23 protein-coding genes, 1 tRNA gene and 1 pseudogene are annotated in these 25,430 nt (G+C 64.5%); 15 read left to right on the plus strand and 10 right to left on the minus strand.

Annotation, left to right across the window (positions count from 1 at the left end; all coding sequences use genetic code 11):
* Positions 1-41: 41 nt before the first annotated feature.
* Together K8U54_RS02285 and K8U54_RS02290 are read left to right on the plus strand one after the other, a co-directional pair.
* Positions 42-755 (plus strand): AzlC family ABC transporter permease, encoded by a 714-nt coding sequence (locus K8U54_RS02285; protein ID WP_249908694.1) that lies wholly within the window; start codon positions 42-44, stop codon positions 753-755.
* A complete protein-coding gene (locus K8U54_RS02290; RefSeq protein WP_070886801.1) occupies positions 752-1,063 on the plus strand; it encodes an AzlD family protein in 312 nt (103 codons plus the stop codon). The genes K8U54_RS02285 and K8U54_RS02290 overlap by 4 nt, the downstream gene beginning before the upstream one ends.
* 174 nt (positions 1,064-1,237) lie before the next feature.
* Here the strand turns inward: K8U54_RS02290 and K8U54_RS02295 are convergent.
* A tRNA-Thr gene (locus K8U54_RS02295) sits at positions 1,238-1,313 on the minus strand.
* A gap of 68 nt (positions 1,314-1,381) precedes the next feature.
* Positions 1,382-2,221 (minus strand): CvfB family protein, encoded by an 840-nt coding sequence (locus K8U54_RS02300; protein ID WP_249908695.1) that lies wholly within the window; start codon positions 2,219-2,221, stop codon positions 1,382-1,384.
* Between the two features lie 155 nt (positions 2,222-2,376).
* Here K8U54_RS02300 and K8U54_RS02305 point away from each other — a divergent pair, with 155 nt between their 5' ends.
* A complete protein-coding gene (locus K8U54_RS02305; protein WP_170833962.1) occupies positions 2,377-2,568 on the plus strand; it encodes a hypothetical protein in 192 nt (63 codons plus the stop codon).
* Between the two features lie 234 nt (positions 2,569-2,802).
* Positions 2,803-5,010 (plus strand): LTA synthase family protein, encoded by a 2,208-nt coding sequence (locus K8U54_RS02310; protein WP_434059979.1) that lies wholly within the window; start codon positions 2,803-2,805, stop codon positions 5,008-5,010.
* A gap of 573 nt (positions 5,011-5,583) precedes the next feature.
* Here the strand turns inward: K8U54_RS02310 and K8U54_RS02315 are convergent.
* The gene (locus tag K8U54_RS02315) at positions 5,584-5,991 is read right to left on the minus strand and encodes a transcriptional regulator (protein ID WP_249908696.1); all 408 of its coding nucleotides are present in this window, start codon (positions 5,989-5,991) and stop codon (positions 5,584-5,586) included.
* Positions 5,992-6,145: 154 nt separating this feature from the next.
* Between K8U54_RS02315 and K8U54_RS02320 the strand changes: the two genes are divergently transcribed.
* A complete protein-coding gene (locus K8U54_RS02320) occupies positions 6,146-7,921 on the plus strand; it encodes a S8/S53 family peptidase (RefSeq protein ID WP_249908697.1) in 1,776 nt (591 codons plus the stop codon).
* Between the two features lie 63 nt (positions 7,922-7,984).
* On the plus strand, positions 7,985-8,272 hold the full coding sequence (locus K8U54_RS02325) for a hypothetical protein (protein WP_249908698.1): 288 nt from the start codon (positions 7,985-7,987) through the stop codon (positions 8,270-8,272).
* A 39-nt stretch (positions 8,273-8,311) separates the two neighbouring features.
* On the opposite strand, the gene K8U54_RS02330 is transcribed toward K8U54_RS02325, so the two are convergent.
* From K8U54_RS02330 to K8U54_RS02340, 3 genes are all read right to left on the minus strand, one after another.
* On the minus strand, positions 8,312-9,661 hold the full coding sequence (locus K8U54_RS02330) for a DEAD/DEAH box helicase (RefSeq protein ID WP_249908699.1): 1,350 nt from the start codon (positions 9,659-9,661) through the stop codon (positions 8,312-8,314).
* A gap of 96 nt (positions 9,662-9,757) precedes the next feature.
* Positions 9,758-10,660, minus strand: coding sequence for an EamA family transporter RarD (gene rarD / locus K8U54_RS02335; protein ID WP_249908700.1), 903 nt, complete (start codon positions 10,658-10,660; stop codon positions 9,758-9,760).
* 281 nt (positions 10,661-10,941) lie between these two features.
* Positions 10,942-11,256 (minus strand): 3-phosphoglycerate kinase, encoded by a 315-nt coding sequence (locus K8U54_RS02340; RefSeq protein WP_249908701.1) that lies wholly within the window; start codon positions 11,254-11,256, stop codon positions 10,942-10,944.
* Positions 11,257-11,330: 74 nt separating this feature from the next.
* Here K8U54_RS02340 and K8U54_RS02345 point away from each other — a divergent pair, with 74 nt between their 5' ends.
* From K8U54_RS02345 to K8U54_RS02365, 5 genes and pseudogenes are all read left to right on the plus strand, one after another.
* Entirely contained in the window at positions 11,331-12,248 is a 918-nt protein-coding gene (locus K8U54_RS02345; protein WP_249908702.1) for a LysR family transcriptional regulator, read from the plus strand.
* Positions 12,249-12,252: 4 nt separating this feature from the next.
* Positions 12,253-12,399: pseudogene (locus tag K8U54_RS02350) on the plus strand (alpha/beta fold hydrolase); the annotation flags it as partial.
* A 116-nt stretch (positions 12,400-12,515) separates the two neighbouring features.
* Positions 12,516-13,070, plus strand: a complete 555-nt coding sequence (locus K8U54_RS02355) for a peptidylprolyl isomerase (RefSeq protein WP_249908703.1) — start codon at positions 12,516-12,518, stop codon at positions 13,068-13,070.
* A gap of 128 nt (positions 13,071-13,198) precedes the next feature.
* Positions 13,199-15,034 carry an ABC transporter ATP-binding protein gene (locus tag K8U54_RS02360; protein ID WP_249908704.1) on the plus strand — a complete coding sequence of 612 codons (1,836 nt, stop codon included), beginning with the start codon at positions 13,199-13,201 and terminating at the stop codon, positions 15,032-15,034.
* Positions 15,035-15,232: 198 nt separating this feature from the next.
* Positions 15,233-15,496, plus strand: a complete 264-nt coding sequence (locus K8U54_RS02365; protein ID WP_249908705.1) for a DUF2790 domain-containing protein — start codon at positions 15,233-15,235, stop codon at positions 15,494-15,496.
* 42 nt (positions 15,497-15,538) lie between these two features.
* Here the strand turns inward: K8U54_RS02365 and K8U54_RS02370 are convergent, their stop codons facing one another.
* Entirely contained in the window at positions 15,539-16,663 is a 1,125-nt protein-coding gene (locus tag K8U54_RS02370; RefSeq protein ID WP_249908706.1) for a GNAT family N-acetyltransferase, read from the minus strand.
* Between the two features lie 344 nt (positions 16,664-17,007).
* Here K8U54_RS02370 and K8U54_RS02375 point away from each other — a divergent pair, with 344 nt between their 5' ends.
* Positions 17,008-18,105: a porin gene (locus K8U54_RS02375; protein ID WP_074880517.1), complete on the plus strand. Its 1,098-nt coding sequence runs from the start codon at positions 17,008-17,010 to the stop codon at positions 18,103-18,105.
* A gap of 155 nt (positions 18,106-18,260) precedes the next feature.
* On the plus strand, positions 18,261-18,956 hold the full coding sequence (locus K8U54_RS02380; protein ID WP_249908707.1) for a DUF2057 family protein: 696 nt from the start codon (positions 18,261-18,263) through the stop codon (positions 18,954-18,956).
* A 55-nt stretch (positions 18,957-19,011) separates the two neighbouring features.
* Here K8U54_RS02380 and K8U54_RS02385 read toward each other — a convergent pair whose 3' ends face one another.
* Positions 19,012-20,136 carry a beta-ketoacyl-ACP synthase III gene (locus tag K8U54_RS02385; RefSeq protein WP_249908708.1) on the minus strand — a complete coding sequence of 375 codons (1,125 nt, stop codon included), beginning with the start codon at positions 20,134-20,136 and terminating at the stop codon, positions 19,012-19,014.
* Positions 20,137-20,312: 176 nt separating this feature from the next.
* The gene (gcvA, locus tag K8U54_RS02390) at positions 20,313-21,212 is read right to left on the minus strand and encodes a transcriptional regulator GcvA (protein WP_249908709.1); all 900 of its coding nucleotides are present in this window, start codon (positions 21,210-21,212) and stop codon (positions 20,313-20,315) included.
* A 106-nt stretch (positions 21,213-21,318) separates the two neighbouring features.
* On the opposite strand from gcvA, the gene K8U54_RS02395 reads away from it, so the two are divergent.
* Positions 21,319-22,023, plus strand: coding sequence for an SDR family oxidoreductase (locus tag K8U54_RS02395; protein WP_249908710.1), 705 nt, complete (start codon positions 21,319-21,321; stop codon positions 22,021-22,023).
* 73 nt (positions 22,024-22,096) lie between these two features.
* Here the strand turns inward: K8U54_RS02395 and K8U54_RS02400 are convergent, their stop codons facing one another.
* A complete protein-coding gene (locus K8U54_RS02400; protein ID WP_249908711.1) occupies positions 22,097-23,065 on the minus strand; it encodes an NAD(P)H-quinone oxidoreductase in 969 nt (322 codons plus the stop codon).
* A 95-nt stretch (positions 23,066-23,160) separates the two neighbouring features.
* Here K8U54_RS02400 and K8U54_RS02405 point away from each other — a divergent pair, with 95 nt between their 5' ends.
* Positions 23,161-25,284 (plus strand): carboxy terminal-processing peptidase, encoded by a 2,124-nt coding sequence (locus K8U54_RS02405; protein ID WP_249908712.1) that lies wholly within the window; start codon positions 23,161-23,163, stop codon positions 25,282-25,284.
* The last annotated feature ends 146 nt before the right edge of the window (positions 25,285-25,430 follow it).

Below are 25,430 nucleotides of genomic sequence, written 5' to 3' on the forward strand. Positions count from 1 at the left end.
TCGCCGCGCTGAACACCACCAAAGCCCCCATCAGGAGCCCCATGCCTGCCCCACAACAACGGTCTCTGCAAACCCTCGACCCCGCACTTACCTGGAATGGCTTCCGCCAGTTTCTGCCCATCTCGGCCTTCGTGGTGCTGTTCGGGCTGGCATTCGGCCTGGCCGCCACGCAAACCGGGTTGAGCAGCGCAACCAGCCTGAGCATGAGTGCCCTGGTGTTCGCCGGCGCCTCGCAATTCGCCGCGCTGGACATGTGGGGCACGCACATTCCGCTGGTGCCCCTGGCGCTGACGGTCTTCGCCATCAATGCCCGCCACCTGCTGATGGGCGCCACCCTGTATCCCTGGCTCAGCAACCTGCCGCCGGCCAAGCGCTACGGGGTGATGCTGGTGGCGTCCGACGCCAACTGGGCCATGTCGATGCAGGCCTTCGGCACCGACAAGCCCGGGCTCGGCCTGTTGCTCGGCGGTGGCCTGGCGCTGTGGCTGGCCTGGCTGATCGGCACCTGGCTGGGCATCTATTTCGGTAGCGCCATCGACGACCCGGTGAGCTTCGGCCTCGACATGGTGATGGGCTGCTTTCTGCTGGCCATGGTGGTGGGCGGCCAGAAGAACCTGCGCATGCTGGTCATCTGGGCGGTCGCCGCCAGCGCATCGCTGCTGGCCTACTGGTACCTGCCCAGCAACAGCCACGTGGTGGTCGGCGCCCTGGCCGGCGGTGCCCTGGGCGCTCTGTGGATGGAGAAACAACCATGATGCTCGAAACGGCCGGCTCCGGCGCTCTGATCGTGGTGGCCGTGATGGCCGTGGTCACCCTGGCCACCCGCTGGGGTGGCGTGTTCGTGATGTCATTCGTGCCGATCAACCTGAGAACCCAGCAGTTCATCAGCGCCATGTCCGGCTCGGTGCTGGTGGCCCTGCTCGCCCCCCTGGCGCTCGAAGGCGACGCAGGCGCCAGGCTGGCGCTGCTGAGCACCGCCATCGTCATGCTGCTGGTCAGGAAACCGCTTGCCGCCATTGCCGCGGGCATACTGGTCGCGGCCCTGGTTCGCCACCTGGTGTGACTCGGGACCAAGCGCGCCGGCCTAACGGAGACAGGGGAGGCAACGCAGCACACGACCACGGCGAGCGTGCGGACAATGCCTGGACGTAGAGTGCTGCGAGCCGTGTCTGAAAGACCGCCACGCAGCGGCCTTTGGGGAAATCCGCTGTGATTGGAGATTCACGGGGAAAACTAATGGTGCCGGAGACAGGAATCGAACCTGCGACCTTCGCGTTACGAGTGCGCTGCTCTACCGACTGAGCTACACCGGCGGGGCTCGCATTATTGGCAAGCGCCGCCTGCCGCTCAAGTGCTTTTTGCGACGCCTGTCGTGGTGGGGCTACTTGACCAGTTCGATGCGCTCGTCATGGATGCGGATCAGGCCCTGCTTGTACAGGCCGCCGATGGCTTTCTTGAAGTTGCCCTTGCTGACCCGGAACATCGCGCTGATACGCTCCGGCGCGCTCTTGTCGCTCAGTTCCAGCACCCCGCCACTGTCACGCAGGCGCTGCAGGATCTGTTCCCCGAGGCTGTCAGCGACTTGCTGGCCGACCGGTTGCAGGGCGAGGCTGATCTTGCCGTCGCTGCGCATTTCCTTGATGAAGCCCGGCTGGCGGATGCCGCCACGCATGTAGCCGATCACTTCGTTCTTGTGGATCAGGCCCCAGTGCTTGCCGTTGATGATCGCCTTGAAGCCCATGTCGGTGGGCTCGACCACCAGCAGGTCGACCTCTTCGCCAGCCTGGTAGGTGGCCGGCACCTTGTCCAGATAGCGATCCAGGCGCGCGGTGGCGGTGATGCGGCGGCTGCGCTTGTCGACGAACACGTGCACCACGCAGTAATCGCCGATCTGCAGCGGGCGCTTTTCTTCCGAATGCGGCAGCAGCAGGTCCTTGGGCAGGCCCCAGTCGAGAAACAGGCCCACGCGGTTGATGTCGACCACCTTGAGGCTGGCGAATTCGCCGACCTGCACCCTGGGCTTGTCGGTGGTGGCGATCAGCTTGTCTTCGCTGTCCAGGTAGACGAACACGTTGAGCCAGTCGTCTACCTCGCTCGGCGTCTCCTTGGGGATATAGCGCTTGGGCAGCAGAATCTCGCCGTCCGCTCCGCCGTCCAGGTACAGACCGAAGTCGGTGTGCTTGACGACCTGCAAGGAATTCATACGTCCGATAACAGCCATGGTACCTACCCTCGTTTCCAGGCCGGCAGTGTACAGGACTCGTCGCCGGGAAACCCGGCCGGCGACCGCGACCTCATCCATTGGTCATCGAATGAACAGCTGAGCGCTCAGCGGTGATACAATGGGCGGCCATCTTGATGACTCGAGTAGGCAATATGACCGTCATGCGCGTCAAAGCATCCCACAGCAAAGCCAAGCCCGCCCCTGCGGTGGAAACCAGTGAATCGATCGACGCTCAGGTAGCGGCGTTCCTCAAGTCCGGCGGCAAGATCCAGGAGATCGCCAAAGGCGTCAGTGGCCAGACCAATGGCCCCGCCAGCCGGCACATCACCATTTCCAAAAAGTGATTTTCTGCATCGACCTGCAGCGCCCCACGTCGGGCGCCAGGTCGGCAGTCTCTCCCCCTCGCCCGTCCGGGCAATGATTTGAACGACTTATTTCCCGTCTTCAGCGCTTGTCGCTGGCGATGAGCACATGCATGTTTCAAAATGATGTCAGCGTTTTTTCAGCGTTCGAGCCCTTGGTCGATCCAAAGGCCTGCTGAAAGCCATCGTCTGTCGATCATCGTTTAAGGAAGATACGTGCGTTCTCTCAGCCCCTGGCTGCAGCGGCCGACCAGCGCCCTGCTGGTACTGGTCATGCTGTTCATTGCATTGCCGTTACTTGGCCGCTATTCACTGGGCTGGTCGCACCCGTTCGGTTACCTCTCCGACCTGGCAATTGGCAGCCTGCTGCTGTGGCTGGCACTGCGTCGTCGCCTGTTCTTGGGCATTCCTCTGCCAGTGGCCTGGGTGGTCTTCAACCTGGGCACCGTCGAGCTGGTCAGCGCCGTAGGCCGCATGCCGGAACTGGCGGACCTGCATTACCTGACCGACCCTCAGTTCCTCAGCCACTCGACCCAAGGCGGCGGGCTGACCCATCCCTGGCTGGCCGGCGCGTTGATCCTGGCCGCACTGGCGTTCTTCGTCGTGCTCGCCGCGCGCCCGCCGGCGCGCAAACCGTCGGTTGCCTGGCTGCTGGCCCCCCTGGCGTTGTTCGCCGCCCACGCCGTCTACCAGTACCGCAGCCCCAGCGAAGCGGACCAGTGGGTGCAGTTCAACCTGCCCCATAAATGGCTGGCCGAAGGGCTCAGCCTCGCCCAGCTGGAGGTCGAGGACTGGATGAGCCGCGGCCAGCCCAACAGCCCACCGGATGTCACCGGCCTGACCCGCCTGGACATGGACGGCACGCCGCTGCTGGGGCCAGGCCGTGCCCGCAACGTGCTGATCGTTACCCTGGAAGGCATTCCCGGCGCCTATATCGACGCCAGCCGTCGGGCCATCGGCAGCCATTACCAGGCTGACCTGATGCCGCGCCTGAGCGCCTGGGCCGAGCGCGGCATGCTCACCAGCGACTACGTGCTGCACGCCCACCAGACCATTCGTGGCCTGTACGCGATGCTCTGCGGCGACTACGACAAGCTGGCCTCGGGAACGCCCAAGGGCCTCGAGCTGCTGGGCAATGCCGAGCGCGCCGCCCAGTGCCTGCCGGCCCAGTTGCGCGACAACGGCTTCAGCACCCACTTTCTGCAGGGCGCCGGGCTGCGTTTCATGGCCAAGGACCAGATCATGCCGCGCATGGGTTTCGACAAGACCCTGGGCCGCGACTGGTTCCGCAACACGCCGTACCTCGACTTCGCCTGGGGCATGGACGACCGCGCCTATTTCGAAGGCGCCCTGAGCTACGTCGATGGCCTGCGCAAGCACAAGACCCCGTGGATGCTGACCCTGCTGACCGTCGGCACCCACCAGCCCTATTCCGCGCCGGCCGATTACCTGGAGCGCCATGACAGCGCCAAGCAGGCCGCCATCGCCTACCTCGACGATGCCATTGGCGACTTCCTCGACGGCCTGCACCAGCGCGGCGTGCTCGACGACACCCTGGTGGTGGTGACCTCCGACGAATCCCACGGTATCGAGAACGTGCGCCTGGCGTCGGCCTGGGGTTTCAATCTCATGCTGGCGCCCGAGCAGGCGCAGTTGCCGTCGCTCAAGAGTGGCGTCTACGGGCACATCGACCTGACCGCCTCGATTCTCGACTACCTGGCCCTGCCGCTGCCGGCGAACATCGCCGGGCGCTCGATGCTGCGTGACTACCCCCATGGCCGCCAGATCATCTCCTATACCAATGGCCTGCTGCGCGAGCACGACGGCCAGGGCACGCTGACCGAATGCAACTTCCAGCAGGTCTGCCGGCGCTACGCCAGCCCGGGGTTCATCGCCGAGCACGCCGAGTACCTGGGCCGGGTCAGCGGCAAGCCGGCGCGCCAGGTGAGCCTGCGTGCCGAGCTGCTGGATCGCTCGTTGACCGATGGCCAGGACAACCAGGTGCTGCAGTTCGCCAGCAACGAGCGCATTCGCCTGCGCACCACACCGGGCGATGACTGGGCCGACAACCTGATCGGCGCCCAGTACCTGGAACTGCCCAAGGGCACCCAGACCCGCGTGACCCTGAAGATCAACGCGCTGAGCATGAGCGAAGCCGGTGCCACCCTGCGTCTGAAGACCAAGGAATTCGACCGGGACGTGCTGATCAACGTCCCGCCGATACCGCGCTTGAAGAAGGGCCGGCCGGTGGAGCTGAGCTTCGCCTTCGACAACCTGGATACCCGCAAGGCGTTCTCCTTCCACCTGATCGGCGAAGGCCAGGGGGCCATCGAAATCGCCGATTTCCGCGTCGAGACGCACCCGATCGAGACCGAGATGCTGGCTGCCAAGGTCGAGGAAGAACCCGAGGAACTGACCCAGTGACGAGACGGCTCACTGCTGGGCGTAGCGGCGTTCGATCTCCCGGTACTCGCCGCTGGTGATGATGGCGGCAAGGCCGCGGTCGAAGCGATCGATCCCGCAGCACCAACTGATAGGGCGTCGGCGGGAACGGCGGGGCCTCGGCCATGCGCTGAAACTCCTCGCCCAGCATCACCCGCGCACGCTGGAAAGCACGCACCGAATAATGGCCCAGGTCGGCGATACGCTCGATCCGGTAGCGCTGGCCTTCAGGGCCACGGCCACGTTGTCGTAACGGATATAGGGCCTGTTCACACTTCCGCACGGCCGCGCCGGAGCCCGGTGCAGGCGCTCCATCGGCGCGTAGGACGGCACCACCTTGATGCCGGCGGCCCGCGAAGCGGCAGCAACGTAGGTAGTTTTTCAACAGCCTGATAAGGCGGGTTTGTGCGTGCCGAAACCGATACGCAGCTCATTGGCCGTGGCATCGAGCGCCACCACCAGCAGCAGTCCGATTGCCTCGCCGCACCGACCCTGCCCATCAGCCTGGCAGGTCAGCGCGGTATGCACAGCTCGCAGCCAGGGCGCAGGAGGGTATCAGACCAGCGTCGCCCGTGGCGCCAGCCCATCGAACACCTCAGGCGTCAACGCCGCCAGGCCATGGCGGTCGAGCACCTCACGGGGGTGTTCCTCGCCCGGGAAGGTGCTGTCGATCATGCTCAGCAGTTGCGCGCCGCGCGGGGTGAGCACGAAGTTCTCGCCATTGCCGCCCTCAGCCTCGGGGCGCGGCGCGATGAAGCCGCCGTCGAGCAGCGTGGCCTCGTATTCGTCGGCCTGGGCCTTGAGCGAATCGAGGTTGTCGATCGGCTTGCCGGCCTGTTGCAGCGCCTCTGCCAGTTCCTCGGCGCAGCGGCGTGGCACGAATGGCTGGCCGGCGCCGGTCTGCACCTCGTGGAGCATGCGCTCGACAAGGTCCCAGTTATGGGTTTGCTGGTGAGTCGTCATCGCCTGTTCTCCTGTTGTCTTCGGCGCTTCACGCGCCTGTAGAGGTGTGACGTCGGCGCCGTGAACAAGGTTCGGGCTATCTGCCGAACGCAGCCTGAACCAAGGCCTGCGCCACCAGTCTGAGGCGCATCCCCCTGCACAAAGGATTTCTGCCATGCTCCGCCGGCCCCTGCTGCGCCCCGTCTTCAGCGCTCTGCTCGTGGCAGGCATCGTGCCCACGACACTGGCGGCCGAGCCGCTGCGGCTCAAGCACCTGTATCGCTGCGAAGACGTGCTCGACACCCAGCGCCAGACCTTCTGCCTCACGGCCAGCGGGGTGTCCGACGGCCAGTTGCAGGTACTGCTCGATGGCAAGCCACTGCCCGCCGGCGCCGTGAAACGTGAAGACGGGCTGCGTATCACCCTCGAGAGCAAGCGCTACCAGAGCGGCCCGCTGTGGCTGAAACAGGGCGACGAGTTGAGCAATCCGGTGTGGCTGTCGATGGCCGGCAGCCACGTTGTGGCTGCCAGGCCAGGTGAAGTGGCAGAGAACATGGACGGCCTCAACACCTATGTCGATCTGGTCAGCGTGGTCATCGAGGAAGATGCCGAGGGCCTGGACACCGCCAAGGCGCTGGCCAAGAAATACGGCGCCGAGGTGGTCGGCGCGATTGCGCCGCTCAATACCTATCAGCTGCGCCTGCCGGCCAAGGATCTGGTTCAGCGTGACGCCATGGTGCTGCGCCTGGGCAGCGAGCTGAGCGTGGATGCCGTGGTGATCGAGGAATCCTCCGCCGAGGAGCAGGAAGCGCCGGCGGGCGCGAGCCAGGAAGAGCAGCTGGGCGAAGAGGAATGGGCCGCCAACCGCTTCGTCGATGCGGTCAACTATTACCAGCGGCGGATTCCCTCCAAGCGCGCGCCCATCGACACCCAACCGGTACGTATCGGCCTGATCGAGCGCAACGTCGATTTCGATGCGCCGGACTTCAAGGATTACCTCGGCGCCGCCGAGCGCCAGGGCCACACACCGCATACCCGCCTGTACAGCCGCGATGCCGACAAGCCGGACGGCCACGGCTCCACCGTGGCCGGCATCCTCGCCGCACGCTGGAACGATGGTGGCAACACCGGTTTCCTGCGCGGCCTGGACGGCGCCGGCCCGGGCTTCGAGGTGATCGTCGACCGCAACTCCGATGCCGGCATCACCGCCAACATCGCTGCCTCGGTCAACCTGGTCGAGGACGGCGTGCGGGTGCTGAACTGGAGCTGGGGCATTCACCGTATCGGCGCCAGGAACATTCACGGCGACGAGATCGACTCGCTGGTGCGCTCGGGCGTCGCCATGAGCGGCTATGAAGAACTGCTGGAGGAATTCTTCCTGTGGCTGCGCCGCGAGCACCCGGATGTGGTGGTGGTCAACTCCGCCGGCAATGGCGCCTCGTTCTCCGGTGCCGACGACTATCGCCTGCCCTCCTCGTTCGTCACCGAACAGCTGTTCGTGGTCGGTGGCCACCAGCGCAGCGAGCGCAAGGACGTGGCCGTGGATGATCCGGCCTACGTCAAACGGCGCAGTTCATCCAACGTCGACACCCGCGTGGACATCACCGCGGCGGCCTGCGTGCGCGCCTCCACCGCCGAGGAGAACCAGCAGGGCAGCGTGCATTGCGGCACCTCCTACGCCACGCCATTGGTAGCTGGCGTGGTGGCCGCGCTGATGTCGATCAACCCGGACCTGCACCCCGATCAGTTGCGCATGCTGCTGCGCCGCAGCGCCATGACCATCGGTGAAGAATTCGATTTCGAGCCTACCGATGCCGACGACCTGACCGCGCCGATCCTGCCCTCGGAGCGCGGCTTCAACCTGCACGACAAGGACATCGGCCGCTCCGCCCGGCTGGACATGCAGAAGGCGCTGGACCTGACCGTCAGAAGCCTGAACAACAAGCAGTAACCCTGAACCTTGACGGCTGGCGGGCACTCAACCGCTCGAACGGGAAGGCGTGAGGATTGGAGCATGATCAAACATATCGCACTGCTTTGCGGCCTGGCTCTCGCCCTCTACGGCGTAGGCCAGGCGCAAGCCTGCACGGCCGACGAGGCGACCGCCAAGGCCCAGGAACTGGCAGCCAAGATCGAGGAAATCACCCAGCGCGACCCGGAGCGGGCCGCGGTACTGCGTCAGGAACTCAAAGAGGCGCCGCCGCAAAGCGCCGGCCAGCATGCCACCGACTGCGACGCCTATGACCAGCGCCTGCAGGAGCTGGAAGACATCGGCGGCGAGGTCGAGGAACAGGTGCAGTAGCCGGTCACCGGCAATCGTTGACGGTGACCGGAGTAGCCATCAGGCGTCGGTCGACGGCGCCTTGCGCTTGAGCGGCGCCAGGCCGTCCTGGCTGACCAGGCCTGCATCGCTCTTCGGCTTGTTCACCGTGTTGCGCTTGGCCGGAGTTTTCGCCGCGGGTTTCTTGGCGATCTTCTTGCCGGTTTTCGGGTCGACCTTTTTCTTCTTGGTGCCGGCGGCCTTGCCGGACGCCTTGAGGTTCTTCGGCCCCTGGTAGCTGCCCTTGAGTTCCTTGACGGTACGTTTCTCGAAGCGCTGCTTGAGGTAGCGCTCGATGCTCGACATCAGGTTCCAGTCGCTGTGGGTGATCAGCGAGATGGCCAGGCCTTCGGCGCCGGCCCGCCCGGTACGCCCGACACGGTGCACGTATTCGTCACCGGAGCGCGGCATATCGAAGTTGATCACCAGATCCAGGCCCTCGACATCCAGCCCGCGGGCGGCCACGTCGGTGGCGACCAGCACCTTGACGGCGCCCTGTCGCAGGCGATCGATGGCCAGCTTGCGATCCTTCTGATCCTTCTCGCCGTGCAGCACGAAGGTCTTGAATTCCTTGGCCACCAGCTTGCCGTACAGGCGGTCGGCCTGGGCACGGGTGTTGGTGAAGATGATCGCCTTGTCGTAGGTCTCGTTGCTCAGCAGCCACTCGACCAGCTGTTCCTTGTGGTAGTTGTGGTCGGCGGTGATGATCTGCTGACGGGTGCCTTCGGCCAGTTCGCTGACGCGGTTGAGCTGCAGGTGCGTGGGCTCGCGCAGCACCTTGGCGACCACCTCGCGCAGGCCGGCACCGCCACTGGTGGCGGAGAACAGCAGGGTCTGGTGCTCACGGCCGCACAGCTCGGCCAGGCGCTGCACGTCCTCGGCGAACCCCATGTCGAGCATGCGGTCAGCCTCATCGAGCACCAGTACCTCGACGTCGTCGAACAGCAGGTTGCCGGCGTTGGCATGCTCGATCAGCCGGCCGGGGGTGCCGATGACGATATCGATCTTGCGCAGCATGGCGGCCTGCACCTTGAAATCCTCGCCGCCGGTGATCAGCCCGGCCTTGATGAAGGTGTACTGGGCGAAGCGCTCGACTTCCTTGAGGGTCTGCTGAGCCAGTTCGCGGGTCGGCAGCAGGATCAGCGCACGCACGCTGACGCGGGCAGTGGAGCTGCCGTCACCAAGCAGGCGATTGAGCATCGGCAATACGAAGGCGGCGGTCTTGCCGCTCCCCGTCTGGGCAATCACCCGCAGGTCCTTGCCTTCCAGCGCCGGGGGAATCGCAGCGGCCTGCACCGGGGTCGGCTCGGTGAATTTGAGCTCGGCCACGGCTTTGAGCAGGCGTTCATGCAGGGCAAATTGGGCAAACACGGGGCAACCTCGATGCAAATGCTAAATCAGCCGCATAGGTTACCGCGTTCGCGCCTCGGGGCCGAATGCTTTCTCTGAGCGGTTAGTCGAAAGCACTCAAACCGCGGTGTGCATACGCCGCTGCTTGATCAGCAAGCGGCCGCTGTCCCAGCCCACCAACACCACGGCCACCCAGATCGGCAGGTAGGTCATGAACTGGTCCGGATCGAACCGTTCGCCGAGAAACAGCAGGCTGAACGCAAACAGCAGCACCGGCTCCACGTAGCTGAGAATGCCGAACAGCCCCAGCGGCAGCAGGCGCGACGAGGCCATCATCAGCGCCAGGGCGATGGTGCCCAGCAGCGCCATGCCCGGCACCATCCACCACAGGCGCGGATGCTCGACGAACATGCCGCCCGGCGCCCAATGGACGATCAGCCAGATGGCCAGGGGCGCCAGCACCAGCATCTCCAGCACCAGCCCGGGCAGCGCGTCCAGGCGCATCCAGCGGCGCAGCATGAAATACGGCGGGTAGCCCAGGGCCGTGACCAGGGTGACCCAGGAAAATGCCTGGGACTGCCACAGCTCGTGCAGCACCCCGGCCAAGGCACAGGCCACGGCGAGCCGCTGCAGCGGGCGCAGGCGCTCGCCATAGAACACCCGACCAGCCAGCACCATGGCCAGGGGCAGCAGGAAGTAACCCAGGGACACGTCGAGCATATGGCCGGTCAGCGGTGCCCACACGAACAGGAACCATTGCAGGCCGATCAGCGCCGCGGCCAGTGGCAATGCGGCCAGCAGCAGCGGCTCGCGGCCCAGGCGCTGCAGGGCGCCCAGCAGCAACGGCCATTGACGCAACAGGGTGAGCAGCAACAGCACGGCCGGAATCGACCACAGCACACGCTGGGCGAACACCTGGAAACCGTCCAGCGGCGTGAGCATCTGCACGTAACCGGGAATCAGGGCGAAGAGGATCGAGGCGCTGACAGAGAACAGCACGCCGGGTCCGGAAAGCGTCATCGCACACCTCGAAGATAGGAAAGTCGCCCCGAGCCGCTCAGCCGCTCGGGCCGTGGCACCACGCCGGCCGTCAGGCGAGCAGCGCTGCACGGATGGGCGGCGCACCATAACGGTTCGCTGGCCGGCAGACAATCCGCACGGCATGCCGTCTCCGTGGTGGCTGCCAGCCGCCTGCGCCAGGGGGAGGCTGCCCGGGTGACATCCGATAGGAAACGTTGATTATTCGTGGATAATCATCGATGAAGTTGATTTGTTCGGCCGCTGACCCTAGTCTGACCAGCCTATTGAGGCTGGCAGTCGAGCTGCACGCGCAGGCGGATGATGCTGCGTGCGAATTTCACCGTGAGGTTGCCGCTCTGCCCGGCTGCCAGCTTGACGCTACGGGTGCGCGGCGCTTCGGGGCCGTTGCGAAACACCGCCTTGCAGGCGGCGGCCTGCTGGCCGAAGTTCTGCACCCGTACGGCAGCCATGTTGTGATCGATTTCCTGGGTACTCGCCGACACTTCGGCGCCGTTGAACTGCTTTTCCAGTTCGATGGGATAGGCCTGCACCGCCAGCGGCACGCAGGCGATCAGTGCGCAACAGAGTTTTTTCATGGCCAGCCTCCGAGGTGAGCCGTCAGTTTAGAGCCAGGGCCCGTTCGTGCACAGCCGCTGGTCAAGGAGAACAGATGAAGGCTCCACGCGTTACCCTCGACCAATGGCGCACCCTGCAGGCCGTGGTCGACCACGGCGGCTTCGCCCAGGCGGCCGAGGTGCTGCACCGCTCGCAGTCGTCGGTCAGCTACACCGTGGCGCGCATGCAGGAACAACTGGGCGTGCCGCTGCTGCGCATCGACGGGCGCAAGGCGGTGCTCACCGAAGCCGGCGACGTGCTGCTGCGCCGTTCCCGGCAACTGGTCAAGCAGGCCAGTCAGCTCGAAGACCTGGCCCACCACATGGAACAGGGCTGGGAGGCCGAGGTGCGGCTGGTGGTCGACGCCGCCTACCCCAGCGCCCGCCTGGTGCGTGCCCTGACCGCCTTTATGCCGCAGAGCCGTGGCTGCCGGGTGCGCCTGCGCGAGGAGGTGCTGTCCGGCGTCGAGGAGGTGCTCAAGGAAGGTGTCGCGGACCTGGCGATCAGCGCCTACAACATTCCAGGCTTTCTCGGCTCGGAAATGAGCCCGGTGGAATTCCTCGCCGTGGCCCATCCCGATCACCCGCTGCATCGCCTGCAGCGCGAGCTCAATTTCCAGGACCTGGAAACCCAGATGCAGGTGGTGATTCGCGACTCCGGGCGCCACCAGCCCCGCGATATGGGCTGGCTTGGCGCCGAGCAGCGCTGGACGGTGGGCAGCCTGGCCACGGCGGCGACCTTCGTGGGCAATGGCCTGGGCTTCGCCTGGCTGCCGCGGCACATGATCGAGCGCGAACTCAGGGATGGCCTGCTCAAGCCGCTGCCGCTGGACAAGGGCGGCAACCGCAAGCCGGTGTTCTTTCTCTACGCCAGCAAGGACAAGGCCCTGGGCCCGGCCACGCAGATCCTTACCGACCTGATCCAGCGCTTCGACTCTGCGCCGCTCGACGCCGCTCCCGTTACGCCGGCCTGAGCCAATGGCCTTTTTCGAGCACCGCGGCTGCCGGCTGTACTTCGAGGAGCACGGCGCGGGATCGCCAGTGCTGCTGGTGCACGGCCTGGGCTCCAGCACCCTGGATTGGGAGCTGCAGATTCCGGTCCTGGCTGGCCGCCATCGGGTGATCGCCGACTCACGCCATGCCACGCCGCTCGACCAGCCCGAACACTTCAACCGCAGCCTGCTTGCCTTTCTGCAGGAAGTCGAAAACACTGCCGCCACCTCATCCAAGGACTAGACCCGATGCTGAAGAAACTCGCCCTTACCGCCTGCTCGCTGCTGTTCACCGCCCACCTGATGGCCGCGGAAAACCCCACGGTGCTGCTGACCACCAGCCTGGGTGAAATCGAGGTGCAGCTCGACGAGCAGAAAGCGCCGATCAGTACCCGCAACTTTCTCGCCTACGTGGACAGCGGCTTCTACAAGGGCACCGTGTTTCACCGCGTGATTCCGGGCTTCATGGTGCAGGGCGGCGGCTTCGACGAGAACCTGCGCCAGAAGCAGACCCAGCCGCCGATCAAGAACGAAGCCGACAACGGCCTGCACAACGTACGCGGCACCCTGGCCATGGCCCGTACCCAGGTACGCGACTCGGCCACCAGCCAGTTCTTCATCAACCACACCGACAATGCCTTCCTGGATCACGGCTCGCGCGACTTCGGCTACGCGGTGTTCGGCAAGGTGACCCGCGGCATGGAAGTGGTCGACCGTATCGCCCAAGTGCGCACCGCCAATCGTGCCGGTCAGCAGAACGTGCCGGTCGACCCGGTGGTGATTCTCGACGCCAAGCGCCTCTGATACTGCTACCCTCCTCCAGGTAACCCATGTGCCAGGGCACGTGGGTTTACCTCAGCGCCCCGCGCGCCTGCCCCTCGGCAGCCCTCTCCATTCGCCACTCCATCATCCGCCAGAGCAGACTGCACCCCATGTTGTTTCGCCGCTTCGAAAACCTCATCGACATCTTCAAACCCAGCCCCGACGTGGCGCCGCCCAGCGGCATGCTGCGCTTCTACGCCCATTACCTGAAGCAGGTATGGCCGCTGATGGTGGTGGTACTGGTGGTCGGGTTCTTCGCCGCGGTGATCGAAGTGGCGCTGTTCAGCTTTCTCGGCCAGTTGATCGACATGGCCCAGGCCACTGCCGATGCGCGCACCTTCTTCGCCGAGCACCAGGGCGAGTTGCTGTGGATGGCCCTGGTGGCGCTGATCATCAGGCCGCTGGTATTCGGCCTGCATAATCTGTTGACGCACCAGGCGATCAACCCGGGGCTGACCAACCTGATCCGCTGGCAGAACCACCGCTACGTGCTCAAGCAGAGCCTGAATTTCTTCCAGAACGACTTCGCCGGGCGCATCGCCCAGCGCGTCATGCAGACCGGCCCGTCGCTGCGCGACTCGGCCATGCAGGTGATCGACGCCCTGTGGCACGTGGTGGTCTACGCCGGCAGCGCGCTGTACCTGTTCGCCGCCGCCGACCTGCGGCTGATCGTGCCGCTGACGCTGTGGATCATCGGCTACAGCGCGGCACTCTGGTATTTCGTGCCACGCATCAAGGAGCGTTCGGCCGCTGCCTCGGCGGCGCGCTCCAAGGTCATGGGCCGGGTGGTCGATGGCTACAGCAACGTGGCCACGCTCAAGCTGTTCGCCCATTCCCGTGAGGAAGAAACCTACGCCCGCGAGGCCATGCAGGAGCTGCTCGACAAATTCCGCCTGCAGTCGCGCACCATCACCAGCCTGGATTTCCTGATCACCTGCATGAACGGCCTGCTGATCGTCGGCACCGGCGCCCTGGCCCTGTGGCTGTGGAGCGAATCGCTGATCAGCACCGGCGCCATCGCCCTGGCGCTGGGCCTGGTGATCCGCATCAACAACATGGCCGAATGGATCATGTGGGTGGTCAATGGCATCTTCGAGAACGTCGGCACCGTGCAGGACGGCATGCAGACCATCGTCCAGCCGCGCCACGTGCTCGACCACGAAGACGCCAGGCCCCTTGAGGTTCAACAGGGCGGCGTACGCTTCGACGCCGTGCACTTTCACTACGGCAAGCAGGGCGGCGTGATCAGCGGCCTGGACATCAACATTCGCCCCGGAGAGAAGATCGGCCTGGTCGGTCCTTCCGGTGCCGGCAAGTCGACCCTGGTCAACCTGTTGCTGCGCCTCTACGACCTGGAAAGCGGGCGCATCCTCATCGACGGCCAGGACATCGCCGAGGTCAGCCAGGAAAGCCTGCGCGCCAATATCGGCGTGGTTACCCAGGACACCTCCCTGTTGCACCGCTCGATCCGCGACAACCTGCGCTACGGCCGCCCCGACGCCAGCGATGAAGAGCTCTGGGCCGCTGCCCGCAAGGCCCGCGCCGATGGTTTCATCGCCACCCTCGACGACAGCCAGGGCGGCCTGGGCTTCGAGGCCCAGGTGGGCGAGCGTGGCGTCAAGCTCTCCGGTGGTCAGCGCCAGCGCATCGCCATCGCCCGGGTGCTGCTCAAGGACGCGCCGATACTGGTGCTCGACGAGGCCACCTCGGCGCTGGACTCGGAAGTCGAATCGGCGATCCAGGAAAGCCTCGACAGCCTGATGGACGGCAAGACGGTGATCGCCATCGCCCACCGCCTGTCGACCATCGCGCGCATGGATCGCCTGGTGGTGATCGACAAGGGCCAGGTGATCGAGACCGGTACCCATGCCGAGCTGATCGCCCGCGGTGGCCTGTACGCGCGCCTGTGGCAGCACCAGACCGGCGGCTTCGTCGGCGTCGACTGAGACCGGGTGGGCGCTCGTCCGGCGCGGCTGCCAGCGGCAAACTAGTTAGCTAGCTAACAGATATCAATTTTCATGATACCCACTAACGAGACCATCAATTTCCGCCGCTTCGGCTTTGCTGGTCATATGAGTCCACCAGGCAACGCAATCGAATGGGTCGATGCGGTTGCCGGCCATCGAACCATCGAGGACTCCATCATGAAAGTCGCAACCGCTATTACCGCCCTGCTCTCCAGTCTCGCCCCTGCCGTGTTCGCAGCCGATATCCAGAACAAACCGGGTGCCGGCCTGCCGACCGAGGATTACCACTACGGCATGAAAGTCGATGTACAGAAGGTGCTCTACCGCACCGACGTTACCGACAAGCGAGGCGTGGTGCCGGTGATCATGGTCTACACCGACAGCCAGGGTGAAACCCACAAGATGCGTTTCCTCGAGTGGGGCGGCCGTTACGATGGTTGATCGGGCGCATGCTGCACGCTGCGGGCAACCGCAGCGCGCCGCTCACGCCTGCCGGTAAGGCAACATGGCCCGCGCCTGTTCGGCATAGGCCAGCACACCCAGCCGTTCCTCCTGCAGAAACCCCGCCACCGCATCACGCAAGCCCTCGTGCACCAGGTAGTGCCAGGAGTGGGTGAGGGTCGGCTCGAAGCCACGAATCAGCTTGTGCTCACCCTGGGCACCGGCATCGAAGCGCTGCACCCCCTGGGCGATCGCCTGCTCCATGCCCTGATAGAAGCAGGTCTCGAAGTGCAGCCTGTCGAACTCGGCCAGGCAACCCCAGTAACGCCCATACAGGCTGTCGCCACCCTGCACGCTGAAGGCCATGGCCACTGGCTGCGCAGCGCGGCAGGCCAGCACCACGCGAATCGCCGCGGGCATGCGCTCGGCCAGCAGGCTGAAGAAGTCGCGGGTCAGGTAGGGCCGCTGGCCACGCAGGTGGTAGGTATTGGCGTAACAGTGGTAGACGAAATCCCACTCCGCTTCGCTCAACTGGTGCCCCTCGCGCCAGTCGAACGCGATGCCCTGCCCGGCCACCTGCTCACGCTCCTTGCGCATCTGCTTGCGCTTGCGCGAGCTCAGGGTATCGAGGAAATCCTGAAAGTCCCGGTAGCCACGGTTGTGCCAGTGGAACTGGCAGCCCAGGCGCTGCAGCCAACCAGCCCGATCTTGCAGCACCTGGTCGCCAGCGGCATCGGTGAAATTGACGTGCAGGCTGGAGAGCCCCTGCTCCTCCAGCGTTGCCGTGACGCCATCAAGCAGCTGCCCTGCCGCCGCGGGCGAACCCAGCAGGCGCTGGCCCGTCACCGGCGAAAACGGAATGGCGCCGAGCAGCTTGGGGTAATAGCCGATCCCGGCGCGGCGGCAGGCGTCGGCCCAACCGTGATCGAACACGTATTCGCCCTGGGAATGGTATTTGACGTAGGCCGGCAGCGCCGCCAGGGGCTGCCCTTGTGCACCGAGCAACAGCTGATGGGCAGCCTGCCAGCCACTGCGCCCACCGACACTGCCGCTGTCCTCCAGGCTGGTCAGAAAGGCATGGCGCAGAAACGGCTGCTCGCTGGACAACAGCGCATCCCAACTCGCAGCCGGCACGCCGTGCAAGGAATCGGCGAGAACAAGGGTCATGGCAAGGCTCCAGCAGGAAATATCCAGGGCAGGTCGTGGGACTGCAACCAGCATGATGCCGTCGCATATGGGCGACCACAACCGCCGCCATCCTCAAACTTTAATAATCGACCTATAAGGTTCGGCCGCGTGATTACGCCCCTTCGACACCCCCTTCCGGCGCCCGCCAAAAAAGCCTCATATCAAGCGCAACCTTCTGATTTTCAAAAAGTTCCCCAGACTTGAAAATGTCACGCCACAGCAAGCCTTCTGTCACATCCGATTTCCATAATCGCCTCCGTCCAAACCGACGATGTCATGCCACCGGCACTGACGGCGTTTCATAAACGAAGGAGCTTTTTTCAATGAAGATGAAGTTGATTGCGGTTGCTGTTGGTGCTGCCCTGTCGGTACCTGCTGTGGCAATGGCAGACGTGAGCATCTACGGCCGTGCGCACGTATCGGTTGACTACCTCGATGACGGTGCCCGTTATTCCGAAACCAACCTGTCGAGCAACTCCTCGCGTCTGGGCTTCAAGGGCGACCATGAAATCAACCCGGATCTGAAAGCCTTCTTCCAGATCGAGCAGCAGATCAACTTCACCACTGGCTCGTCCGATGGCGGCACCAGCTTCGCCACCCGCGATACCTTCGTCGGCCTGGGCGGCAACTTCGGCGCCATTCAGGTCGGCCGTTTCGACAGCCCGTTCAAAGTCGCTCGCGGCCCGTTCAACCTGTTCGGTGACCAGGTCGGCGACATGAACAACCTCGCCCGCGTCACTGCCGGCCGCCTCGACGAGCGTTACGACAACACCATCCAGTACACCACCCCCGACTTCAGCGGCTTCAACGTCAAAGTGGCCTATTCGATGTACCGCGGCCAGTCGCTCAACATCACCGACACCACTGCGAACAACGAAGACAGCGACGCCTTCAGCACCTCGCTGAACTACCTCGGCGGCCCGCTGGAAGCCTCCCTGGCCTACGAGAAGGTCGAAGAAGACACCCTGCGCGGCGAAGCCGACTCCATCCGCGCCGCTGTCGCCTACAAGATCGTCGACAACTTCAAGCTGGTCGGTTTCTACCAGACCACCGATTTCGATGGTGTCAGCACCACCACCAGCGCTCAGCGCGATGCGGGTACTTTCAACGTCTACGGTCTGGGTGGCGAGTTCGCCATTGCCAAGAACACCGCACTGAAAGCCACCTGGATGACCAACGACAGCGACGCCGATGATTCCGACGCCACCATGTGGGTCGTAGGCATCGAGCACAAGCTGGACAAGGCCGTACGCGTCTATGCCAACTATGCGGTAGTGGATAACGACGACAACGTCGCCTACTCGCCGTGGATGCAATCCCGTACCGCTAACCCGCAGAACCAGTCGGTCGTCAACGGGGTGAACGAAGCCGCTGGTGAAAAAGCCGCCGGCTTCACCGTAGGTCTGCGCTACGACTTCTGATCCCGCCCGCGGATTGGAATGAAAACGAGCCGGGCTGTTCTTCGAGAGCAGCCCGGCTTGTCATTTAACTGACACCTCTCCGTCTTATTCTCGCGTTCGAAATGTAACCGTCCCCGTACCGCCGCCACCGGCGGGTCTTCTCCCTAGGAGTCTTCATGCGCCGTTTGTTCGTTATCGCCCTGGCCGGGCTGCTGGCCGCTTGCGCTCAGCAGCCCAAAGTTCAGCTGTATTCCGGTGCACCTCAGCCGCAGAGCGAAGTGCTGACTGTCGTGGTACCTGGCGAGCTGGAAATCCGCAGCATCAACGGCCAGCCCTACAAGGCGGCCAATGCTGCCTACAACCTGGATGACAAGCAGCTGCTGCTGCAGCCGGGTGCCTATCAGGTTCAAGCCTTCTACAAGAATGGCTTCGACGTTGCCGGCGGTATCAGCCATGAGATAGTGCGCAGCCGCACCGCAATCTTCGACATCGATGGCAAAGCGGGCGACGTGTGGCGCCTGGAATTCGACCGCCCGCAGAACCTGTCCGAAGCCAAGAAGTTCGAAGAAGAATTCAAGGCCTGGGCGGTGAACACGCGCACCGGTGAACGTGAACAGGCCCAACAGGGTAATCGCAACGTTTCGGCACTCGCGGCCTTGATGGGCACCAGCGAAATCGCCGCTCAGCCCACCACCGTCGCCCCGCTGGGCAATACTCCGGCACAAGCCGCACAGCCGGTGGCGCTGCAGCCTGCGCCGGCCCAGGCTGCCGCCCTGCCGCACAACGACGCCACCCTGACCACACTGCAGCAAATGTGGAACCTGCTGACCCCGGAAAGCCGCGCCGCCTTCCTGAAATGGGCCAAGCAGTAAGCGATGAACCGAGCTCCTGCCACCGGCGGGAGCTCATCCTCAGCGCTCACCGCACTCAGCGTTTGCGCAGAATCACGCTGCCGATCGAGTAGCCGGCGCCAAACGAGCTGAGCACACCCAGGGTGCCTGCCGGCAGATCATCCTGGTGCTTGTGCAGGGCAATCACCGAGCCGGCCGAACTGGTATTGGCGTAGGTGTCGAGAATCACCGGCGCCTCATGGGCCTCCGGGTCACGGCCCAGCAGCTTGCGAGCGATCAGCTGGTTCATGTTGAGGTTGGCCTGGTGCAGCCAGAAGCGCTTCACATCGGCCACATCCAGGCCATTGTCCTGCAGGTGGGCGGCGATCAGTTCGGCCACCATCGGGCAGACCTCCTTGAACACCTTGCGCCCTTCCTGCACGAACAGCCGACCTTCGGCCACTGCACCTGCCTCGTCGGCGGCGCGGTTGAGAAAGCCGAAGTTGTTGCGGATGTTGTTGGAAAACTGGGTCAGCAGCTTGGTGCCGACGATCTCGAACTGATGCTCGGAGGTCGCCAGGTCCGCACGCTCCAGAATCACCGCCGTGGCCGCGTCGCCAAAGATGAAATGGCTGTCGCGGTCGCGGAAGTTCAGGTGCCCGGTGCAGATCTCCGGGTTGACCATCAGGATCGCCCGCGCCTGGCCGAGTTGAATGCTGTTGGCCGCGGCCTGGATGCCGAAGGTCGCCGAGGAACAGGCCACGTTCATGTCGAAGCCGAAGCCCTGGATACCCAGCGCCGCCTGCACTTCGATGGCCACCGCCGGGTAGGCGCGCTGCAGGTTGGAACAGGCGACGATCACCCCGTCGATGTCCGCGGCCGTCTTGCCGGCACGGGCCAGCGCCTCTTCGGCGGCCGCCACCGCCATCTCGCAGAGAATGCCCCACTGCTCGTTATCCCGCTCGGGGATCGAGGGCACCATGCGTTGCGGGTCGAGGATGCCCTGCTTGTCAATCACGAAACGGCTCTTGATGCCCGAGGCCTTCTCGATGAAGGCGCTGTTCGACTCGTTCAGCGCCTCGATCTCGCCGCGTTCGATGGCCGCGGCGTTGTCCGCATTGAACTGCTGCACATAGGCATTGAAAGACGCCACCAACTCGTCGTTGGAGATGCTGTTGGCCGGGGTATAAAGGCCCGTACCGCTGATGACGACGTTATGCACGCTGCTTCCTCTTGTTCGTGGCGATGGCCTGGCAGACCGCGGCGAAGGGCCGGCGGCACCGGTGCACGGGCGAGCGACACACGTCGCTTCACAACCCGTTTTCACTGGCGCTCAAGTGTGCCACAGGCCTGGGGGTCTCGCCCATTGGGCAGATAAGCCGGGAATCGAAGACGCGGTCATCGAAGATCGTCGCGGGTCTGCGCCAGCAGCCAGTCACGAACCATCGCGAAGGGTGCCTGCTGCCTGACGCGCCGTGGGCCGAGCAGATAGAACCCGCGGTCGTCCCGCAACGTGGCGTCAAAGGGGTTGATCAGGCGCCCGGCCTGAATGTCCCGGGCGACAAAAAAACGATTGGCCAAGGCAATGCCCTGGCCCGCGATCGCCGCCTCGATGGCCAGTGACGTCTGGTTGAAGCGCACGCTTCTGGCAGAGGCCTGCAGCGCGTCGGGGAACAGCAGATCGAGAAACCGCGGCCAGAGGTTGTGGGCGTCATGCAGCAAGGGATAACGCGCCAGGGTCTGCAGGTCGTCCGCAGCGCCCAGGCGTTCGAGCAACCCGGGGCTCACCACGGCGACAATCGCCTGCTCCAGCAACAGCTCGGCGTGCAGGCCAGGGCCGAACGGCGGGCAGCCATAACGCACGGCCATATCCACACCATCGTTGTGAAAGCTGGAAAGCCGCTCGCTGGCGAGGATTCTCAGGTCGACGTCCGGGTGACGCGCCGAGAAGTCCGGCAGTCGCGGAATCAGCCATTTCGAGGCGAATGTCGGCGTCACGCTGATCGTCAGGTGCGAGGGCGCCGGCCGCAGCGCCCGGGTGGCGTCAGCGATCTGCTCGAAGGCCCGGCGCACGCTCTGGCTGTAGCCTCTGCCGCTCTCGGTCAGCGCCAGACCACGCGCCTGGCGCTCGAACAGCTTGACTGACAGATCAGCCTCCAGGGCTCGAACCTGCTGCGCCACCGCGCTCTGGGTAACGCCCAGCTCATCGGCGGCCAGGCGAAAATTCAGATGCCGCGCCACCACCTCGAATACGCGCAGGGCATTGAGCGATGGCAAATGGCCGAACTCTTCCGACATGACTGTAGTTTTTCTACTGATTAAGGGTACCAGGGCTGCCTCTCTGCCTGGCCAGGCAAGCTGTTAGCCTCACAGGACATTCATCTGCATCTGTGGAGACAATACGATGCCTGTAGAAAAAGTAGCAATCATCACGGCTGCCGGCAGCGGCATGGGCGCCGCAGCCGCCCGACGACTCGCGGCCGATGGCTTCAGGGTCGCCATCCTCTCGTCGTCGGGCAAGGGCGAGGCGCTGGCTGCAGAGCTGGGCGGCTTCGGGGTGACGGGCAGCAATCAATGCGGCGAGGATCTGGAAAAGCTGGTCGACGGCACGCTGGCGCGCTGGGGGCGCATCGACGTGCTGGTCAACAGCGCCGGCCACGGTCCACGGGCACCGATTCTGGATATCAGCGACGAAGACTGGCACCGCGGCCTGGACACCTATCTGCTCAACGTGATCCGCCCGACCCGCCTGGTCACACCGCTCATGCAGAAGCAGAAGGCCGGGGTGATCATCAACATATCCAGCGCCTGGACGTTCGAACCCAGTGAGCTGTTCCCGACCTCGGCGGTGTTTCGCGCCGGCCTGGCGTCGTTCACGAAGATCTTCGCCGACACCTATGCAGGCGACAATATCCGCATGAACAACGTACTGCCGGGCTGGATAGACAGCTTGCCGGCCACCGAAGCGCGCCGGACCAGCGTGCCGTTGCAACGCTATGGCAGCAGCGAGGAAGTCGCGGCGACCATCGCCTTTCTGGCTTCCGCGGGAGCCGCCTACATCACCGCCCAGAACATCCGGGTGGATGGCGGCGTGACCCGCGCCGTCTGATCGCCGCGCCTTGCCGCCGAGCTACTGCGGATGACCGCGAGCGCCCACCACCCTGGACGCTCGCCGGCGGACCTCAACTCAGGCTGTCGTCGATGACCAGCACCAGCTTGCCGTTGACCTGGTTGCCTTCCAGGGTCGCGTAGGCTTCGTGGGCCTCGGCAATCGGGAAGGTGCGGGCCAGTTGCGGCTTGAGTCGCCCCTCGCTGAACAGCGGCCACACGTGCTGGCGCAGGTCACGCAGCAGTTCGGCCTTGAACAGATCGTCGCGGTTGCGCAGCGTCGAGCCGATCAGCTGGATGCGCTTGCCGAGCACCTGGGCCATGTCGATCTCGGCCTTGCGCCCGCCCATCAGGCCGATGTTCACCCAACGGCCATCGCGCGCCAGCAGCTTGAGATTGAGCGCGGCGTAGCTGGCGCCAACCGGGTCGAGGATGACCTCGAACGGGCCGAAATCATCCGCCACCTGCAGGCCGTCCTCGCCGCGGATCGCGCCGCCGCTGGCGCCCAGGCTCTGGCAGTACGCGAGGCGTTCCTGGGAGCCGACGGTCACCCAGCAGCTGCTGCCGAAGGCCTTGCACAGCTGGATGGCCGCCGAGCCGACGCCACTGGCGCCGGCATGCAGCAGCACCTTCTCGCCAGGCTTCAGACCGGCCAGCTGGAACAGGTTTAGCCAGGCGGTGGCGTACACCTCGGGCAGCCCCGCGGCCTCGTGCAGCGACAGGCCTTCCGGCACCGGCAGCACGTGGCGGGCATCGACCACCACCTGTTCGGCCACCCCGCCGCCGGCCAGCAAGGCACAGACGCGATCGCCCACCTGCCAGTCGTCACAACCCGGCCCCACTTCACTGACGATGCCCGCGCACTCCAGGCCCAGCGTGTCGCTGGCACCCGGTGGTGGCGGGTAATTGCCGGCCCGCTGCAACAGGTCGGCGCGGTTCAGGCCCGCTGCCGCCACACGAATGCGTACTTCCCCTACATCACAGGCAGGTGTGGGACGATCGACCCATTCCACCTGCCCTTCAACGCCTTGCAATGCTTTCACGGTGCCTCCATAGTGCATTTGAACCTGGCCCGTCGCTCAGCGACGGGCCTTTGCATTGCGCCGATGGAACCTGGCGCCCTCAAAGACGGCCTAATATGCGTTATCAACTGTCCCCACGTCGAATCAGCATGAAGCGATCCTTTATCAGCGCTACCCTGGCCCTCGTTCTCGGGCTGGGCGCCTTGCCCCTTGCGGCCAAAACCACCCAGGCCGACTCGTGGGAGTACCTGCAGCCCGATCGTGATCAGGTGATCGCCAGCCTCAACGTGGTCGAATTGCTGCAGCGCCATCACTACAGCAAGCCTCCGTTGGACGACGCCCGCTCGGAAAAGATCTATCAGGGTTACCTGAAAATGCTCGACCCGGCGCGCAGCTACTTCACCGCCGCCGACATCGCCGAATTCGACCGCTGGAAGGACAAGTTCGACGACCTCCTGAAGAAGGGCGACCTGGAACCCGGCTTCCATATCTACAAGCGCCATCTCGAACGCCAGCAGGAGCGCCTGAACTACGTGCAGGGGCTGCTGGCCAAGGGCGTCGACAAGATCGACTTCACGGTTGACGAGAGCCTCCTGGTGGACCGCGAAAACGCCCCCTGGGCCAAGGACGTCGCCGAACTCGACGACCTGTGGCGCAAACGCCTGAAGGACGAAGTGCTGCGCCTGAAGCTGGCCGGCAAGGAACCCAAGGCGATCCAGGAACTGCTCACCAAGCGTTACAAGGCGCAGCAGGCGCGCCTGCAGCAGACCCGCAGCGAGGACGTGTTCCAGGCCTACATCAACGCCTTCGCCATGACCTACGATCCGCACACCAACTACCTGTCACCGGACAGCGCGGAAAACTTCGACATCAACATGAGCCTGTCCCTCGAGGGCATCGGCGCCGTGTTGCAGAGCGACAACGAGCACGTCAAGGTGGTGCGCCTGGTACCCGCCGGCCCGGCCGAGAAGAGCAAGCAGATCTCCCCTGCCGACAAGATCGTCGGGGTCGGCCAGGGCGACGACGAAATCGTCGACGTGATCGGCTGGCGTCTCGATGAAGTGGTCAAGCTGATCCGCGGCCCGAAAGGCTCGCGCGTACGCCTGGAAGTGATCCCGGCCAGCAATGCGCCGAACGACATGACCAGCAGGGTGGTCAGCATCACCCGCGAGGCGGTGAAGCTCGAAGAGCAGGCGGCCAAGAAATCCATCCTCAAGCTCGATCAGGGCGGCCGTGCCTACAAGCTGGGGGTGATCGAAATCCCGGCGTTCTACCTGGACTTCAAGGCCTTCCGTGCCGGCGACCCGGATTACAAGAGCACCACCCGCGACGTCAAGAAGCTGATCACCGAACTGCAGGCCGAGAAGGTCGACGGTATCGTCATCGACCTGCGCAACAACGGCGGCGGTTCCCTGCAGGAAGCCACCGAACTGACCGGCCTGTTCATCGACAAGGGCCCGACCGTGCTGGTGCGCAACAGCGATGGCCGTGTCGACGTGCTCGCCGACGAGCAGGATGGCGCCTTCTACAAAGGCCCGATGGCCGTGCTGGTCAATCGCCTGTCCGCCTCCGCGTCGGAAATTTTCGCCGGCGCCATGCAGGACTACCACCGCGCACTGATCCTCGGTGGCCAGACCTTCGGCAAGGGCACCGTGCAGACCATCCAGCCGCTGAACCATGGCGAACTCAAGCTGACCCTGGCCAAGTTCTACCGGGTTTCCGGGCAGAGCACCCAGCACCGCGGTGTGGTGCCGGACATTGCCTACCCGGACGTGATGGACAACAAGGAAATTGGTGAAAGCGCGCTGCCCGAGGCCATGCCCTGGGACAGCATCCGCCCGGCGATCAAGCCGGAGCTGGATCCGATCAAGCCGTTCCTCACCGAACTGAAGAACCGCTACGACGCCCGCACCGCGGACAACCCGGACTTCAACTTCGCCCGCGAACGCCTGGCCCTGTCCCGCGAGCTGATGGCCGAAAAGACCGTCAGCCTCAACGAAGCCAAGCGCCGCGCCCAGCAGGCCGACATCGAGAAGCGCCAACTGGCGATCGAGAACGCCCGCCGCAGCGCCAAGGGCGAAGAACCGCTCAAGGAGCTGAAGAAGGAAGACGAGGACGACGTGCTGGCCCAGGCCGAGGAAGACAAGAAGACCAAGCCGGAAGACGACGCCTACCTGACGGAAACCGGCCACATCCTCATCGATTACCTCAAGCTCAACACCCGCCTGGCCAAGCAGTGATCACAGGCCAGCGGTAACCCAAAGGGCGTCGCGACTACGACGCCCTTTTTTTATTGCCTGGGCGATTGCCGGCAGTGCCAGAAAAACCATCCATTTGATTCTGACGCCCCAACCCATTCATCAATCGGTCATCGTTCTGTAGTCGA

It is taken from the genome of Pseudomonas fulva, from assembly GCF_023517795.1.
Taxonomy (GTDB): domain Bacteria; phylum Pseudomonadota; class Gammaproteobacteria; order Pseudomonadales; family Pseudomonadaceae; genus Aquipseudomonas; species Aquipseudomonas fulva_D.

Excerpts from the sequence above, each read along its gene's own strand:
- K8U54_RS02285 (WP_249908694.1), top strand. The coding sequence starts at position 42 with ATGCCTGCCCCACAACAACGGTCTCTGCAAACCCTCGACCCCGCACTT.
- K8U54_RS02290 (WP_070886801.1), top strand. The coding sequence starts at position 752 with ATGATGCTCGAAACGGCCGGCTCCGGCGCTCTGATCGTGGTGGCCGTG.
- K8U54_RS02300 (WP_249908695.1), bottom strand. The coding sequence starts at position 2,221 with ATGGCTGTTATCGGACGTATGAATTCCTTGCAGGTCGTCAAGCACACC.
- K8U54_RS02305 (WP_170833962.1), top strand. The coding sequence starts at position 2,377 with ATGACCGTCATGCGCGTCAAAGCATCCCACAGCAAAGCCAAGCCCGCC.
- K8U54_RS02315 (WP_249908696.1), bottom strand. The coding sequence starts at position 5,991 with ATGACGACTCACCAGCAAACCCATAACTGGGACCTTGTCGAGCGCATG.
- K8U54_RS02320 (WP_249908697.1), top strand. The coding sequence starts at position 6,146 with ATGCTCCGCCGGCCCCTGCTGCGCCCCGTCTTCAGCGCTCTGCTCGTG.
- K8U54_RS02325 (WP_249908698.1), top strand. The coding sequence starts at position 7,985 with ATGATCAAACATATCGCACTGCTTTGCGGCCTGGCTCTCGCCCTCTAC.
- rarD (WP_249908700.1), bottom strand. The coding sequence starts at position 10,660 with ATGACGCTTTCCGGACCCGGCGTGCTGTTCTCTGTCAGCGCCTCGATC.
- K8U54_RS02340 (WP_249908701.1), bottom strand. The coding sequence starts at position 11,256 with ATGAAAAAACTCTGTTGCGCACTGATCGCCTGCGTGCCGCTGGCGGTG.
- K8U54_RS02345 (WP_249908702.1), top strand. The coding sequence starts at position 11,331 with ATGAAGGCTCCACGCGTTACCCTCGACCAATGGCGCACCCTGCAGGCC.
- K8U54_RS02355 (WP_249908703.1), top strand. The coding sequence starts at position 12,516 with ATGCTGAAGAAACTCGCCCTTACCGCCTGCTCGCTGCTGTTCACCGCC.
- K8U54_RS02360 (WP_249908704.1), top strand. The coding sequence starts at position 13,199 with ATGTTGTTTCGCCGCTTCGAAAACCTCATCGACATCTTCAAACCCAGC.
- K8U54_RS02365 (WP_249908705.1), top strand. The coding sequence starts at position 15,233 with ATGAAAGTCGCAACCGCTATTACCGCCCTGCTCTCCAGTCTCGCCCCT.
- K8U54_RS02370 (WP_249908706.1), bottom strand. The coding sequence starts at position 16,663 with ATGACCCTTGTTCTCGCCGATTCCTTGCACGGCGTGCCGGCTGCGAGT.
- K8U54_RS02375 (WP_074880517.1), top strand. The coding sequence starts at position 17,008 with ATGAAGATGAAGTTGATTGCGGTTGCTGTTGGTGCTGCCCTGTCGGTA.
- K8U54_RS02380 (WP_249908707.1), top strand. The coding sequence starts at position 18,261 with ATGCGCCGTTTGTTCGTTATCGCCCTGGCCGGGCTGCTGGCCGCTTGC.
- gcvA (WP_249908709.1), bottom strand. The coding sequence starts at position 21,212 with ATGTCGGAAGAGTTCGGCCATTTGCCATCGCTCAATGCCCTGCGCGTA.
- K8U54_RS02395 (WP_249908710.1), top strand. The coding sequence starts at position 21,319 with ATGCCTGTAGAAAAAGTAGCAATCATCACGGCTGCCGGCAGCGGCATG.
- K8U54_RS02405 (WP_249908712.1), top strand. The coding sequence starts at position 23,161 with ATGCGTTATCAACTGTCCCCACGTCGAATCAGCATGAAGCGATCCTTT.